The organism is Streptomyces sp. NPDC048565, from assembly GCF_040650935.1.
Taxonomy (GTDB): domain Bacteria; phylum Actinomycetota; class Actinomycetes; order Streptomycetales; family Streptomycetaceae; genus Streptomyces.
Genome location: NZ_JBEZIH010000023.1, coordinates 12,090 through 24,667, shown reverse-complemented (window position 1 = coordinate 24,667; position 12,578 = coordinate 12,090). Strand labels below are relative to the sequence as shown.

At 70.8% G+C, this 12,578-nt stretch carries 12 protein-coding genes and 1 pseudogene; 8 read left to right on the top strand and 5 right to left on the bottom strand.

Annotation, left to right across the window (positions count from 1 at the left end):
• Window positions 1-62: 62 nt before the first annotated feature.
• Window positions 63-149: pseudogene (locus tag AB0C75_RS25535) on the top strand (hypothetical protein); the annotation flags it as partial.
• A 53-nt stretch (window positions 150-202) separates the two neighbouring features.
• Here AB0C75_RS25535 and AB0C75_RS25530 read toward each other — a convergent pair.
• From AB0C75_RS25530 to AB0C75_RS25520, 3 genes are all read right to left on the bottom strand, one after another.
• Window positions 203-1,021, bottom strand: coding sequence for an SAM-dependent methyltransferase (locus tag AB0C75_RS25530; protein ID WP_362894030.1), 819 nt, complete (start codon window positions 1,019-1,021; stop codon window positions 203-205).
• 78 nt (window positions 1,022-1,099) lie between these two features.
• Window positions 1,100-1,351: a DUF397 domain-containing protein gene (locus tag AB0C75_RS25525; RefSeq protein WP_362894029.1), complete on the bottom strand. Its 252-nt coding sequence runs from the start codon at window positions 1,349-1,351 to the stop codon at window positions 1,100-1,102.
• Window positions 1,348-2,214 (bottom strand): helix-turn-helix transcriptional regulator, encoded by an 867-nt coding sequence (locus AB0C75_RS25520; protein ID WP_362894028.1) that lies wholly within the window; start codon window positions 2,212-2,214, stop codon window positions 1,348-1,350. The genes AB0C75_RS25525 and AB0C75_RS25520 overlap by 4 nt, the downstream gene beginning before the upstream one ends.
• Before the next feature lie 312 nt (window positions 2,215-2,526).
• Between AB0C75_RS25520 and AB0C75_RS25515 the strand changes: the two genes are divergently transcribed.
• The 3 genes from AB0C75_RS25515 to eno all read left to right on the top strand — a co-directional run bounded on the left by AB0C75_RS25515 (window position 2,527) and on the right by eno (window position 5,202).
• The gene (locus tag AB0C75_RS25515; protein WP_362894027.1) at window positions 2,527-2,985 is read left to right on the top strand and encodes an ATP-binding protein; all 459 of its coding nucleotides are present in this window, start codon (window positions 2,527-2,529) and stop codon (window positions 2,983-2,985) included.
• A gap of 10 nt (window positions 2,986-2,995) precedes the next feature.
• Window positions 2,996-3,418 (top strand): hypothetical protein, encoded by a 423-nt coding sequence (locus AB0C75_RS25510; protein WP_362894026.1) that lies wholly within the window; start codon window positions 2,996-2,998, stop codon window positions 3,416-3,418.
• A gap of 500 nt (window positions 3,419-3,918) precedes the next feature.
• Window positions 3,919-5,202 (top strand): phosphopyruvate hydratase, encoded by a 1,284-nt coding sequence (gene eno / locus AB0C75_RS25505; RefSeq protein ID WP_362894025.1) that lies wholly within the window; start codon window positions 3,919-3,921, stop codon window positions 5,200-5,202.
• 113 nt (window positions 5,203-5,315) lie between these two features.
• Here eno and AB0C75_RS25500 read toward each other — a convergent pair whose 3' ends face one another.
• On the bottom strand, window positions 5,316-5,918 hold the full coding sequence (locus AB0C75_RS25500; protein ID WP_362894024.1) for a hypothetical protein: 603 nt from the start codon (window positions 5,916-5,918) through the stop codon (window positions 5,316-5,318).
• 134 nt (window positions 5,919-6,052) lie between these two features.
• Between AB0C75_RS25500 and AB0C75_RS25495 the strand changes: the two genes are divergently transcribed.
• The 4 genes from AB0C75_RS25495 to AB0C75_RS25480 all read left to right on the top strand — a co-directional run bounded on the left by AB0C75_RS25495 (window position 6,053) and on the right by AB0C75_RS25480 (window position 10,377).
• Complete coding sequence (locus tag AB0C75_RS25495) at window positions 6,053-6,643, top strand: TetR/AcrR family transcriptional regulator (protein WP_362894023.1); 591 nt, start codon at window positions 6,053-6,055, stop codon at window positions 6,641-6,643.
• A 156-nt stretch (window positions 6,644-6,799) separates the two neighbouring features.
• Window positions 6,800-7,414: an NAD(P)H-dependent oxidoreductase gene (locus tag AB0C75_RS25490; protein ID WP_362894022.1), complete on the top strand. Its 615-nt coding sequence runs from the start codon at window positions 6,800-6,802 to the stop codon at window positions 7,412-7,414.
• Window positions 7,415-7,448: 34 nt separating this feature from the next.
• Window positions 7,449-8,360: an alpha/beta fold hydrolase gene (locus AB0C75_RS25485; protein ID WP_362894021.1), complete on the top strand. Its 912-nt coding sequence runs from the start codon at window positions 7,449-7,451 to the stop codon at window positions 8,358-8,360.
• Window positions 8,287-10,377 (top strand): BTAD domain-containing putative transcriptional regulator, encoded by a 2,091-nt coding sequence (locus AB0C75_RS25480; RefSeq protein WP_362894020.1) that lies wholly within the window; start codon window positions 8,287-8,289, stop codon window positions 10,375-10,377. The genes AB0C75_RS25485 and AB0C75_RS25480 overlap by 74 nt, the downstream gene beginning before the upstream one ends.
• A gap of 29 nt (window positions 10,378-10,406) precedes the next feature.
• Here the strand turns inward: AB0C75_RS25480 and AB0C75_RS25475 are convergent, their stop codons facing one another.
• Window positions 10,407-12,533, bottom strand: coding sequence for a BTAD domain-containing putative transcriptional regulator (locus AB0C75_RS25475; protein WP_362894019.1), 2,127 nt, complete (start codon window positions 12,531-12,533; stop codon window positions 10,407-10,409).
• Between the last annotated feature and the right edge of the window lie 45 nt (window positions 12,534-12,578).

The following is a 12,578-nucleotide window of genomic DNA, read 5'->3' as shown; positions in this document are numbered from 1 at the left end:
GTAGGAGGCAGGAGGCAGGAGGGAAGCAGGCGGAGAGTGTCGGCGAGGGGCTCGCGGGCGACGTGCGGGCCCTCGCCCGCCAGTACTGCGCCACCGGCAACGAATCGATCACGTACCGGCAGTACGACCTCCTCGGCCACTTCCCGGCAGCCGTGGCCTGGGCACCCGGAGCTGTCTCCTGGCTCGACGACCGGTTCGACGGTCAGCGCTTGATGCCCACGCCCGCCAGCAGGCTGATCATCGCGTCCGTGATCTCCGGGCCGTCGGTCGCGGTCCCGGTGGCCCGCCAGCGGTGGCAGCAGCAGATGCCGGGCTCGACCAGGTCGAGTCCGTCGAAGAAGCGGCGTACGTCGCTGTGCGAACGGAACTTCACCGGCGACCCGGACTTCGTGTAGACCTCCGCGACCTTGTTCCAGGTGACGGGGTCGAAGTCGGGTGTGCAGTGCGTCATGGCGAGGGCGCTGCCGGCCGGGAGCGGGTCGAGCAGCCGGCGGACGATGGCGTACGGGTCGTGCGGGTCGGTGATGAAGTGCATGAGCGCGTTGAGGGAGAGGGCGATGGGCTGGTCGAAGTCCAGGACCCCCGCGTCCTCCACTGCGCTCATCAGGGCGTCGGCATCGGTGGCATCGGCCTGGACATAGGCCGTGCGTCCCTGTGTCGTGCTGCGCATGAGGCGCTCGGCGTACTTGAGGACGAGCGGGTCGTTGTCCGCGTACACCACGCGGGCGTCACTCGCGACGGACTGGGCGACCTGGTGCAGATTGGGCTCGGTCGGGATGCCCGTGCCGATGTCGAGCCACTGGCGGATGCCGTGCTCCTGCGCCAGGGCCCTGGTGGCGCGGTGCATGAACGCGCGGTTCTCGCGCGCCGTCACGTAGATACCGGGGTGGGCCTGGGCGGCGACCAGGGCAGCGTCCTTGTCGATCTCGAAGTGGTCCTTGCCGCCGAGGAAGTAGTCGTACATCCGAGCCGAGTGCGCCTTGCTCGTGTCGAGATCCCGGCCGGCCTGCCTGGTGGTCATGTGCTTCCCTTCATATCTGTGTGTCGGCCCGCAGGCCAGGGACGGGACCGGTGCCGTCGTCCCTTCCCCGCCGTCGGTTCACCCGGCGGCCAAGTGATCGGCCAGGCCTTCTTTGACCCCGCGGACGAACGCGGCCATCTCCTCCGGCGTGTAGATCAGCGCCGGCCCGGCCGGGTCGGTGGACTGGCGTACGGCCACCCGGCCGTCGGCGAGTTGCTTCGTCTCGACGCACTGACCGCCGTTCGGGCCGCTCCAGGGACGCTCCCAGCCCTGTTCCCCGAGATTGCGCGCCGGCATGCCGTTGTAGACGCCCTCGTCGGTCATCGTCATGAGTACTCCTTGCGCATGCGGTTCAAGAGCGCCTTGCTGTCCGCGGACGACGTCAGCAGCGCCATGCGGGAATGTGCCTCCAGATGGGAGACGACGTCCGCGCGCTGGTCGAGGTAGACCGAGGCGGACAGGAGTTCGCTGTAGACGATGTCCGGCAGTTCGGGTTCCTCGAACCGGAAATAGGTGAAAGGGGCGCACGCCCCGACATGCGCACCCGCGGTGAAGGGCACGATGTCGAGGCTGACGTGCGCGAGCTCGCAGACGTCCAGCAGTCGCTCGACCTGCTCCCGCATCACCTGAGGGCCGCCCACCACCCGGTGCAGGACGGCTTCCTCCATGACCACCCACAGCGTGGGGGCGTCCTCCCGCTCCAGCAGGCTCTGGCGGCGCAGCCGCAGCTCGACACGGCGCGCCAGCTCCTCGTCGCTGCCGTTCGGGAGCCCGCCCCGCAGAGTCGCGTGTGCGTAGTCGCGGGTCTGGAGGAGGCCGGTGACGTACTGGGGTTCGTACGTGCGAAGGGTCCGGGCGCCCGCTTCCAGGCTGACGTAGGCGGTGAACCAACTGGGGACGGCGTCGCGATAGGAGTGCCACCAGCCCGGCTTGTTGGCCTGCTCGGCCAGATCGACGAACTCGTCGATCTCCTTGCGCTCCGCGCCGAAGGTCTCCAGGAGCTTCTCCGCGTAGAGAGGCTTCAGCGCGACCTCGGCCTTCTCCAGCCGCCGGATCGTCAGGGTGGTCACGCGCAGGGCCTTGGCCGCGTCCTCGAGCGAGGCGCCGGCACCGAGCCGCATCTCCTGCAGCCGACGGCCGAGGATCATGCGCAGGACTGTCGGCGCGCTCGTACTCGAACGGGCCTCGCTCACGCCCAACCTCCTGAAGGACCGTCAATAGCGCCATTCTTACAGCGATTTGATGTATACGCCAGGCTGATACCCGAGCTGCTGAAATTATCAGGGAGTCGGTTGCAGCGTGTGCCCGATCACGCGCATAGTGGAGGGGTGAGCGGTCACGTCACAGCAATGGCGCAGGATCCGGCCCGGGAGCGAGTGGGTGATGGACGATGCCGTCGTCGACTCCCACTGCTGGCCAGTTGCCTCGGCGTACGCCTCTCGCCGCTCGCGTTGCACCACCGCATCCCCCCACCGCGCCCCGGGAGGCGCTGGAAGGCGACATCCGTGACTCTGTCCGCGCACTCGACCCCGGCCCTTCCCCCCGCCTTAGTCAGGACCGTGCCTCGACGGGAGCACTGGTTCGCGCTGCCCGCCCTGCGCACCAGCGCGAGATCGGCCCGGGACACCGTGCGTGACCGGCTCCGTGCGTGGAAGCTGTCCGGCGACACGTGCGGTGACGCGGCGCTGCTCGTCTCGGAGTTGACGACGAACGCCGTGCTGCACACCGGCACCGGTCATGTCCTGTGCGGCCTCACGCTGACCGGCGACGAGCGGCGGCTGCGCATCGAAGTCCACGACGAGGGCAGCGATCCGCTTCCTCCGTCCGAGCGTCGTGCGGGCCTTGATGAGGAGTGCGGGCGGGGCCTGTTCCTCGTCTCCCAACTCGCCTACAGCTGGGGCTCCGCACGCTCGACGCGGTGCGAAGGCAAGGTCGTATGGGCGGAGTTGACGGCCGGTGCTTGAGGTGCCGGAGATGCCCATGACGCCTTACGGGGAAACCGATTCTTCCGTCGTGCTGTACGTGTGCGCCGACCGGGCCCGCGCCGTGTCCGGGGGAGCCGCCCAGCGCGCGCAGGCGGAAGGCCGTGCGTTCGCCCGGGAGCGCGGGCTGACGATCGCCGAGGTCGTCACCGATACCTATGGCGAACCCGACCCGGCCCGGCGCACGGGGTGGCGGCGCGTGAGGCAGCTGGCGCAGACCGGCCACGTCACCGAGGTGCTCGTCCGCTGGCCGAGTGCCATCGCCCCGGAGTCCGCGCGTGAACTCCGCCAGCGCGAGGCCGACTGGCTCCACGACCAGGGTGTGAGCCTCCGGTACACCTGGGCACCTTTGTCGTCCCGGGGCCGCAAGCCCGGTGATCCCGCCGGGCCGTCGCTGTTTCCCGGGGGCCGATAACCGATCGGACATCAAAGGGCTGTGTGTCGGTACGGCATCGTTCATAAAGCGCACGGGAACAGCACTGAGGGGCTCGATCGAGAGGCCGCGTAAACAATTGAGCGTAATGCCCCGACCATTTGGCTTCTGTGTGCCGTGTGGTTAGATGGCGCCTGCGCGGCGACTCCGGTCGCCACTGAACGGGGGCTGGGGGGCATGGTCTTGAGCGTGGCGTCAGTGCTACGTATCGATCGTCGGAGTCCGGCATTCGGATATGCCGAGGCTCTTGACTTCCTGCCCCGGCCGTGGGTGCCCGGTAATTCGGCAAAGCACTTCGGGCCGGCGTCGAAGCCCTCCGGATCAAGACCCGTTCATGATGAGCGCATGACGTGACCATCGCAGGTTCTGTGCGCAACAATCAGGCGGAACTCAGCGTGGAGTCCCCCCTAGCGTGCCACCGCGGCGATGTCGTTCGGTGACTGATCCCGTATGGGAATGCGGGTATGGCGAAGGTGGAGTGAATGTCAGAGATTACCGCAGTGTTCGCACGTGAAATCGTCGACAGCCGTGGAAATCCGACCGTCGAGGTGGATGTGCGCCTCGCTGACGGTTCCCTCGGAAGGGCCGCGGTACCGTCCGGCGCGTCGACGGGAACCCGGGAGGCCGTCGAACTCCGGGACTCCGACCCGGACCGCTTCCGCGGTAAGGGCGTCACCCGCGCGGTCGCCGCGGTGAACGGTGAGATCGCCGATGCCGTGAAGGGGCTGCCGGCCGAGTCGCAGTCGGCCGTCGACCGTCGAATGATCGAGCTCGACGGCACGGAGAACAAGGGACGGCTCGGCGCCAACGCGACGCTCGGTGTGTCGCTGGCGGTCGCGAAGGCCGCGGCCGCGTCCCACGGGCTGCCGCTGTACCGCTATGTGGGCGGCACCTTCGCGCACGTCCTGCCCACGCCGATGATCAACATCATCAACGGCGGTGCCCACGCCGACAATGCCCTGGACTTCCAGGAGTTCATGATCGCCCCGGTGGGCGCGGCGTCCATGGCTGAGGCCGTCCGCATCGGGTCCGAGGTGTTCCACACCCTGCGTGACCTGCTTCGTGACGCCGGGCACAACACCAATGTCGGCGACGAGGGCGGCTTCGCACCCAACCTTTCCACCGCGGACGAGGCACTCTCCTTCATCGTCGAGGCGATCGAGAAGGCCGGCTTCCAGCCGGGCACGGATGTCGCCCTGCTGCTGGACCCGGCCTCCTCCGAGTTCTACCGCGACGGTGCCTACCACTACGCGGGCGAGAACCGTGTCCGCTCGGTGACCGAGCACGCCGATTACCTGGCCGATCTGGTGTCCCGGTTCCCGATCGTGTCGATCGAGGACGGTATGGCCCAGGACGACTTCGAGGGCTGGAAGTACCTCACCGACGCCATCGGCGCAAAGTGTCAGCTGGTCGGCGACGATGTCTTCTGCACCAATGTCCGGCTCCTCGAGGACGGGATCGAGCGGGGCATCGCGAATTCCATTCTCGTCAAGGTGAATCAGATCGGTACCTTGACGGAAATGCTGGACGCCGCGAACACGGCTTTCCGTGCCGGATACACCGTGGTGATGTCGCACCGGTCGGGTGAGACCGAGGACGCGACCATCGCGGATCTGGCGGTCGCTCTCAACTGCGGTCAGATCAAGACGGGTTCACTGTCGCGGTCGGACCGTACGGCCAAGTACAACCAGCTGATCCGGATCGAGGAGGAGCTGGGAACCGATGCGGTCTACGGCGGGGTGAAGTTCTTCAACGGCGTGCGCTGAAACGGCGTGCGCTGAAACGGCTTGTGCTGAAACGGCGGTGCTGAAACAGGGCCTGCGCTGAGCGAGGTTCCTGAGCTCCGTCCGCTCCGCGCCGGGTGACCGGCGCGGAGTGCTCAGTTCCGGCCCGTGCGCTTGAGGCGGAGGGCGGACACGAGGAAGAAGACGCCGCCGAGGAAGGCGTAACCGGCCAGGTTGCTCAGGCTGACGTCGTCCGCGCCCGCCTGTGCGACGAAGGACGAGCCGGCGAGGGTGGAGATGGCGCCGCTGGCGATCATCGCCCACTGGCCGCCGAGACGGCGCCGGAGTGCACCGACGACGAGCTGTACGAGGCCCGCGGTGACGGCCCAGACGCCCCAGACGCGCAGGACCGCCGGGATGCCGGACGTGGCGGCGACCGCGAGGGCGATGCCCGTGAGGGTGCTGAGCGCGATGTTCACGTACAGGCCGCGCACCGGACCGCCGTTCGCGCGGGCGGACCGGGCGTCGACGACGGCGCAGGCCACGTCGAACAGCGGATAGATCACCAGCAGCGTCACGCTCAGCGGGCCCAGTGTGTCGGCGGTCGCGAACAGCAGCGCGGCCCATACGGCGGCGAACGCGAAGCGCAGGAAGTACAGCTTCCGCAGGGCTCCGGGGGCGCCTGTGGGGGGCCTGGTGCTGGTGGCGCCCGTGGTCCCGGTGGTGGCTGTGGTGCCCGTCGTTCCGGTGGTGTCCATGGGTGTGCCCTTCGGTCGGGTGGTGAGTGGAAGTGCGTGAGGGAGAACGTTCGGTCTCATCGTCATCTAAGGGGCCCTGGGATCGACTGTCAAGACCGAACGTTCTCCCTCATGCGTTTGGTAGTCTCGGACCCATGAGTCGGGGCACAGGAGGCGGCAGCACGTCCGAGGCGCGAGCCAGGCTGCTCGGTACGGCGACACGGGTCTTCTACGCGGAGGGGATCCACTCCGTCGGCGTCGACCGGATCATCGCGGAGGCCCAGGTCACCCGGGCGACGCTGTACCGGCACTTCTCGGGCAAGGAGGCGCTCGTCCTCGCCTACCTCGACCAGGCCGACCAGGGGATCCGGGCGCAGGTCGCCGCCGCGCGCACGAGCGAGGCGTCGGCGGCCGACAAGGTCCGTGCCGTGGGCCGGGCCCTGGCCGACGGCATCCGGTCGCCCGGGTTCCGGGGGTGCGCCTTCCTCAACGCGGTGGCCGAGTATCCCGACCCCGACCACCCGGTCCACCAGGCCGTGCTGGCTCACCGGCAGTGGTTCCTGGACACCGTCACCGAGCTGCTGGCGCAGGCCGGTCACGCACCCGCCGACGCGGCCGGCCGGCACTTCGTCATGCTGCGGGACGGTGCCATGGCGGCCGGCTGTCTCTTCGACCCCGAACTCGTCTGCGACACCTTCCTGCAGGCCGTCGAGGGAATCCTCCAGAGGCACCCCGCCTCTCGCTGACCTCGGCCGGTGGTCGCGGTGGTCACCGCCGCGTCCGTCCGAAGCCGGACCCTAAGCAGACCCGAAGCCTGTCCGAAGGCATATGACGCAGAGTGGACCCGTGCCCGGACAAGGGGCTCGGACCAGCGGCGCGGGCAGGGCGTGAGAGGGATGCAGATGGATGACCAGGTCGACCGGCTGCGGCTGGTGATCCTCGTCGGCGCGGCCAGGGACGACCGGTTCGGCCTCGCCGCCGCGGAGTGGCTCGGGGCCCGTGCCCGGTCGCGCCAGGACTTCGAGGTCGATGTCATCGATCTCGCCACGGCCTGGCTGCCTGACCTCATGGCCGCCGATCCCACCGCCCCGCTGCCCTCGGCGGTCCGCGACCTCTCCCCGTGGCTGGCCGCGGCCGACGCGTTCGCCGTGGTGACCCAGGAGTACCGCTTCGGTTATCCGGCGTCGCTGAAGAACGCGATCGACTGGTACGACATGGAATGGCACGCCAAGCCCGTCGGCTTCGTGTGCTACGGCGGCGCGTCCGGCGGACTCTGTGCCGTCGGCCAGCTCCGGCAGGTCTTCGCCGAGTCCCATGCGGTGACGCTTCCGGAGACCGTCAGCTTCCACCACTACCAGGAGAGATGGGGCGACCAGGGGCAGCTCCTGGACACCGAGGACTGTCGGCGGGACGCCACCGCCATGCTCGACCGGCTCGCCTGGTGGGCCCGTGCGCTGAGCCGGGCCCGCCTCAGCGAACCGTACGACCATCCGAACCTCGCCTGTGCCGAGGACTGATGTGAGGAGGACCGACGTGAGGAGTGAAACGGACATGGACACCACCTGGTTCCGGCGGTTCGGCGAGCAGGTGCCGAGCGTCCCCAGGCTCATCTGTCTCCCGCACGCGGGTGGTTCGGCCAGCGTCTACGCGCCGCTGGCGCGGAAGCTGTCCGGGGAAGGAGTGCTGGACGTCCTCGCGGTGCAGTACCCCGGCCGCCAGGACCGGCGGGCCGAACCCGCGGAGGACAGTGTCCTCGGCCTCGCCACGCGGACAGCGGACCGGCTCGCCGCCGTGGCCGACGACCGGCCCTACGCGCTTCTCGGCCACAGCATGGGCGCACTCGTCGCCTACGAGACCGCGCGCATCCTGCACAGCCGCTCCGCACCGTCGCCCACCCGGCTCTTCGTGTCAGGCCGCAGCGCGCCGGGGACGGCTCCCGGGCGGCACGACCAGCTCAAGGGCGACGCGGAGATCCTCGCGGCGGTCCGGAGCCTCGGGGGCACCGACAGCGCCGTGCTGGACGACCAGGAAATGCTCGACATGGTGATGCCCGCGCTGCGTGCGGACTACGGGGCCCTGGCCTCGTACCGCTGGCAGGAAGGTCCCGTGCTGAACATCCCCCTCACCGTGCTCGTCGGTGACGCCGACCCGGTCGCACCGGTCGCGTCGACGGCGGGCTGGGCACAGCAGACGGACCAGGACAACGAGGTCCTGGTCTTCTCCGGGGGGCACTTCTTTCTGAGTGAGCGGCTGTACGAGGTGAGTGAGGTCGTGCTGAGCCGCTTGACCGCAGTGACAGGGGGTAGCAGTGGAATTCCGGGTTCTGGGACCGTTGGAGGCATTGCAGGAGGACCATCGGCCGGCCCTGGGGGGCCACAAGCAACGGGCCGTGCTCGGCCTGCTGCTTCTTCGCGCGAACCGGGTGGTGGCGACCAGCGAACTGCTGGGCGCGCTCTGGCCTGACGAGACACGGCCCGCCACCGCCCGCAAGATCGTGCAGAACGCGGTGTGGGCGCTGCGCGCCCTGTTCACCGAGTCCGTCGGCCACGGGGGCGGCTCCCGCCCCGAACTCGTCACCCAGGCACCCGGTTATGTGCTGCGGATCGACCCCGGAAGCGTCGATCTGCACCGCTTCAACGCCCGGGTGGCCGAGGGACGGGTCGCCCTGTCCACCGGCCGGCCGGGCGACGCGGCCCGGGTGCTCGGTGCGGCCCTGGAAGAATGGCACGGCCCTGCGCTCGCCGACCTCGCAGAGGCTGGAACCGACTGGCCGGAGCTGACCGCCCTGGCCCAGCTACGGCTCGACGTCATGGAGGACCGCTTCGAGGCCGAGCTGCGCAGCGGACATCACCACTCCGTTCTCTCCCAGCTCGTCTCCCTCGCCGACGAGGAGCCGTTGCGTGAGCGCCTGTGCGGCCAGCTGATGCTGGCTCTGTACCGCTGCGGGCGGCAGGCGGAGGCGCTGGACGTCTTCAGCCGGGTGCGCCGCGCACTGGTCGAGGAGCACGGCCTGGAACCGTCCCGCGAACTCCAGTTGCTCCAGCAGCACATCCTCACCCACGACCCGTCGCTGGCCGCGCCCGATGCGGCGTCCGCCGACGGCCCGGCGAAGACTCCGGAGCCCGCCCGCGCGGTCCGTCCCGCCGCGGCGGTGGCACCGGTCGGGCCGCCGCCGCCCGAGGGCCGCACCCTGCACTCCGAGCGCCGGTCGGTCGCGGTTCTGCTTCTCAGCGCCAGCAGCCCGGACGTACCGGGTGCCGGGGCGTCCGACGGCGAACCGCGGTCCTCCCGGGCACTGTACGACGCCGTGACCGCTGTCACCGAGTGCGTCGAGGATCTCGGCGGCGAGGTCGTCGGCTCGCTCGGCCGGATCTCGGTGGCGGTGTTCGGACTGCGTACGGGACGGGCCGACGCCTCCTGCGCGGCGGTGCGGGCCGCCGTGGCGCTGGGAGCCCGGCTGAACGAGGTGCCGGGACCGTCCTGGCACTCCTTCGTGTCGGCCGGTGAGGCCCTGGTGCGCTGCGATCCGTACGACGCGTCGAGGCCCGTCATGATCGTGGGGCGGCTCGTCGACGAGGCGCGGGCCCTGCTGGCCCATGTGCCGCCCGGTGACATCCATCTGTGCGCGGAGGCCGCGGCCGACACCGCGGGCCTGGTGCGGCTGAGGCCCACCGGGCGGGCGGCCGTGCACGCGGTGGCCGGACTCAGGTCGGCGAGCGACGCGGACGTGCTGCCGGACCCGTTCGGCGGCTTCGAGGCCGAACTGGGCATGCTGCGCAGCCTGTTGGTGCGGGCCCGCCGCCATGACGCCCCTCATCTGGTGACGATCCTGGGCGACCCGGGCGTGGGCAAGACGCGGTTCCTCGCGGACTTCGTCCGGGACATCCAGGGCGAAGCCGTACGGGTGGTACGGGTACGGGGCGGTGACGCGGCGCGGTGGACGGTGTGCGACGTGCTCCGCGCGTGCTGCGGACTGGCCCTGTCGGACGCCCTGGACGGCCGGCTCGACGAGGTCGTACGACGGGTCGCGGGGCGGGGCGAGATCGCGGAACGGCTCCTGAGACGGCTCGGCCCCGGCACCGGGCGCACGGGCTGCGACCCGTACGGTCCCGAGAGCGCCGGACCGGCCTCGGGCGCCGAGGCGTTGGACGCCTGGTGCGATCTCCTGGTGCTGATCGCCAGGGAACAGCCGCTGGTGCTGTGCGTGGACGACGTCCACGCCGCCGATGAGGCCGTCCTCGGCCTGATCGAACGCCTCGCTTCGCTGCCGGAGGACGTGCCGCTGTTCATCCTGGCGAGCGCGCGGCCCGCCGCGCTGCGCGACCGGCGGCCCTTCTGGGGGAGCGGCCTGCGGCACAGCGGGACGCTCACCCTGGAGTGGCTGCCGGGCGAGGGGCCCGACCACACCCTGGGCCCCGGCCGGGCGCGCGAGCCGGCCGCACGCGAGCCGTCCGGCAGGCGGTGGGGCGGCCTGCTGTAGTCGGGCGGGTGGTGGGGCGGCCCGCTGAGTCAGGCGGCGCTGCTGTCCGGCCGGAAGGCGGAGCGCAGCAGGCGGTCCAGGGCGTCGTCGGCCAGGGGGGCCAGCCGCAGGGTCATCGTGTGCCGCACGCTCCGGGGCCAGCCGGGGCGGCGGCCGAGAAGATCGTTGCGGGCCCCGGCCACGACGAGGAGCGGAGCGTCAGGATGCTCGGCGCACAGCTGTTCCACGGTGTCGAGCAGGACGTCGTCGGCCCGGTGCAGGTCGTCGCAGACCAGCACCAGAGGTGTGCTGCGGGCGGCCTCGGCCATGAAGCGGCGCCAGGCGTGCAGCACCGGCCACGGCTCCCCGTCACCCCGGACCGGTGTGACCAGCGGTCGCAGGAGCGGTAGCAGCTCCGCCGCACGCTCCGGGCCCGTCACCTCGTGAACGGCCGTGGTCAGCTTGAGCCTGGTGGGACCGGGGCCGTCCTGGCCAGTGATGCCGCAGTAGTCGGCGAGCATCGCGGCCGGGACGGACAGTACGTCGTCCGGTCCGTCGACGGTTCCGCCCAGCACGCGCACCAGGTCCGGACCGGAGTCCACGACCCGGTGGAACTCCTTGAGGAGCCGGGCACGGCTGACGTCGGAGTGATCGAGGACCGTGATCAGATGCGGGGTGGAGTGCCGGCGTACCCGGCCCAGGAACCCGGTCATCAGGTCCAGTTCGGAGTCGCGCTCCGCGCGGGGGCCATCGTCGTCCGCGGCGGGTTCCGCCCCGCGCACCCGCCACGTCGGGGTGCCCGCCGGCAGACGGTGGTAGTCGATGCCGCCCTCGGTCCGGCGGCGCGTCTCGTCGCACACATGGACCTCGCCGGACGGGGTGCTGTCCAGCATCGCCCCGCACATGTCGATCAGCTCCCCGCCGACCCACGGCCGGCCGCCGCCTGCGGAGGGCCATCTGCAGACGTAGGCCGTGCCGGTCGTCACCGCCGCGTGCATCGAAAGACCCCTGATCACCGGGGACGACGGGGCGAGCGGCGATGTGGGGAGGCTGAGGAAGTCGCGGATCGCGATGCCGGCCCGTACGGCACGCTCCGCGCTGTCTCCCCGGCCAGGGGCGTCCTCGAACACCCCGAGCAGCACGGAGCCGACCGAAGTCGTCGCGCAGCCGCCCGACTTCTCCATCTCCTCGCGGGCCAGCTCGCACACGGTGTCCAGCACCTGGTCGATGGCCCCGCCCTGGAGGTCGTCGAACTCCTCGCCAAGACCGAAGCGGAGCATCAGCACACCGGCGGGGCGGTAGGCGCCCTGCTCCTCGCCGGATCGGTGGGCGGCGCCGTCCGGCCCCGGGGGACGGCCTGGGCCGCCGTATATTCGGGGGCCGCTCGGCTCGGGCGTGACATCCGGCGCGGCGATCGGTGCGGCCCGGCGCGGCGGCGCGGGCGGGTCGAGCCGGCTGTCCTGGGCGAGGATGTCCTGCTGGAGCTGCTGTATCTCGCGGCCGGGCTCCAGACCGAGGCCCTCACCCAGGGCCGTGCGGATACGGGTGTAGACGTCCAGCGCGTCGGCCTGGCGGCCGCACCGGTAGAGGGCGAGCATCAGCTGGCGGGGGGCACGCTCCCGCAGGGGCTCGGCCTGGACGAACGCATCCAGCTCGCTCAGCACGGACAGGTGCTCACCGCACAGGAGTTCACTCTCGAAGCGGTCCTCCATGACATCGAGCCGCTTCTGCTCCAGCGCGGTCAGCTCCGGCCACGCGGTGCCCTCCTCGACGAGGTCGGCGAGAGCGGGCCCGCGCCACAGGGCCAGCGCGTCGCGCAGCGCCCCGCGCGCCCGTGAGGTGTCGCCGCTCAGCAGCGCCGATCTGCCCTGCTGAGCCAGTCGCTCGAAGCGCATGAGGTCGACCCGCTCGGGCGGCACCCGCACCATGTATCCCGGTGCCTGGGTGAGCAGTTCGGGCGCGTCGGTGTCGCCCGGCGGCGCGGCGAGGGTACGCCGCAGCCGCCAGATCGCGTTCTGCAGGATCTTGCGGGCGGTGCCGGGCACCCGGCCCGCCGGCCACACCGCGGACAGCAGGCGCCGGGTGGGCACCACCTCGTTGGCGTGCAGCAGCAGATAGGCCAGAGCCGCGCGTTGTCTGGTGCCGCCGAGCGGGACCGGTCCGGTCCCGCGTTCCATCTCGAGTGGTCCCAGAAGCCGGAACTCCATCATTTCTCCCCCGTT

What these genes read in the sequence shown, in the direction of transcription:
- AB0C75_RS25495 (WP_362894023.1), top strand. Translation starts at nt 6,053, where the DNA reads ATGAGTCGGGGCACAGGAGGCGGCAGCACGTCCGAGGCGCGAGCCAGG.
- AB0C75_RS25490 (WP_362894022.1), top strand. Translation starts at nt 6,800, where the DNA reads ATGGATGACCAGGTCGACCGGCTGCGGCTGGTGATCCTCGTCGGCGCG.
- AB0C75_RS25510 (WP_362894026.1), top strand. Translation starts at nt 2,996, where the DNA reads ATGCCCATGACGCCTTACGGGGAAACCGATTCTTCCGTCGTGCTGTAC.
- eno (WP_362894025.1), top strand. Translation starts at nt 3,919, where the DNA reads ATGTCAGAGATTACCGCAGTGTTCGCACGTGAAATCGTCGACAGCCGT.
- AB0C75_RS25525 (WP_362894029.1), bottom strand. Translation starts at nt 1,351, where the DNA reads ATGACGATGACCGACGAGGGCGTCTACAACGGCATGCCGGCGCGCAAT.
- AB0C75_RS25485 (WP_362894021.1), top strand. Translation starts at nt 7,449, where the DNA reads ATGGACACCACCTGGTTCCGGCGGTTCGGCGAGCAGGTGCCGAGCGTC.
- AB0C75_RS25475 (WP_362894019.1), bottom strand. Translation starts at nt 12,533, where the DNA reads ATGGAACGCGGGACCGGACCGGTCCCGCTCGGCGGCACCAGACAACGC.
- AB0C75_RS25530 (WP_362894030.1), bottom strand. Translation starts at nt 1,021, where the DNA reads ATGACCACCAGGCAGGCCGGCCGGGATCTCGACACGAGCAAGGCGCAC.
- AB0C75_RS25500 (WP_362894024.1), bottom strand. Translation starts at nt 5,918, where the DNA reads ATGGACACCACCGGAACGACGGGCACCACAGCCACCACCGGGACCACG.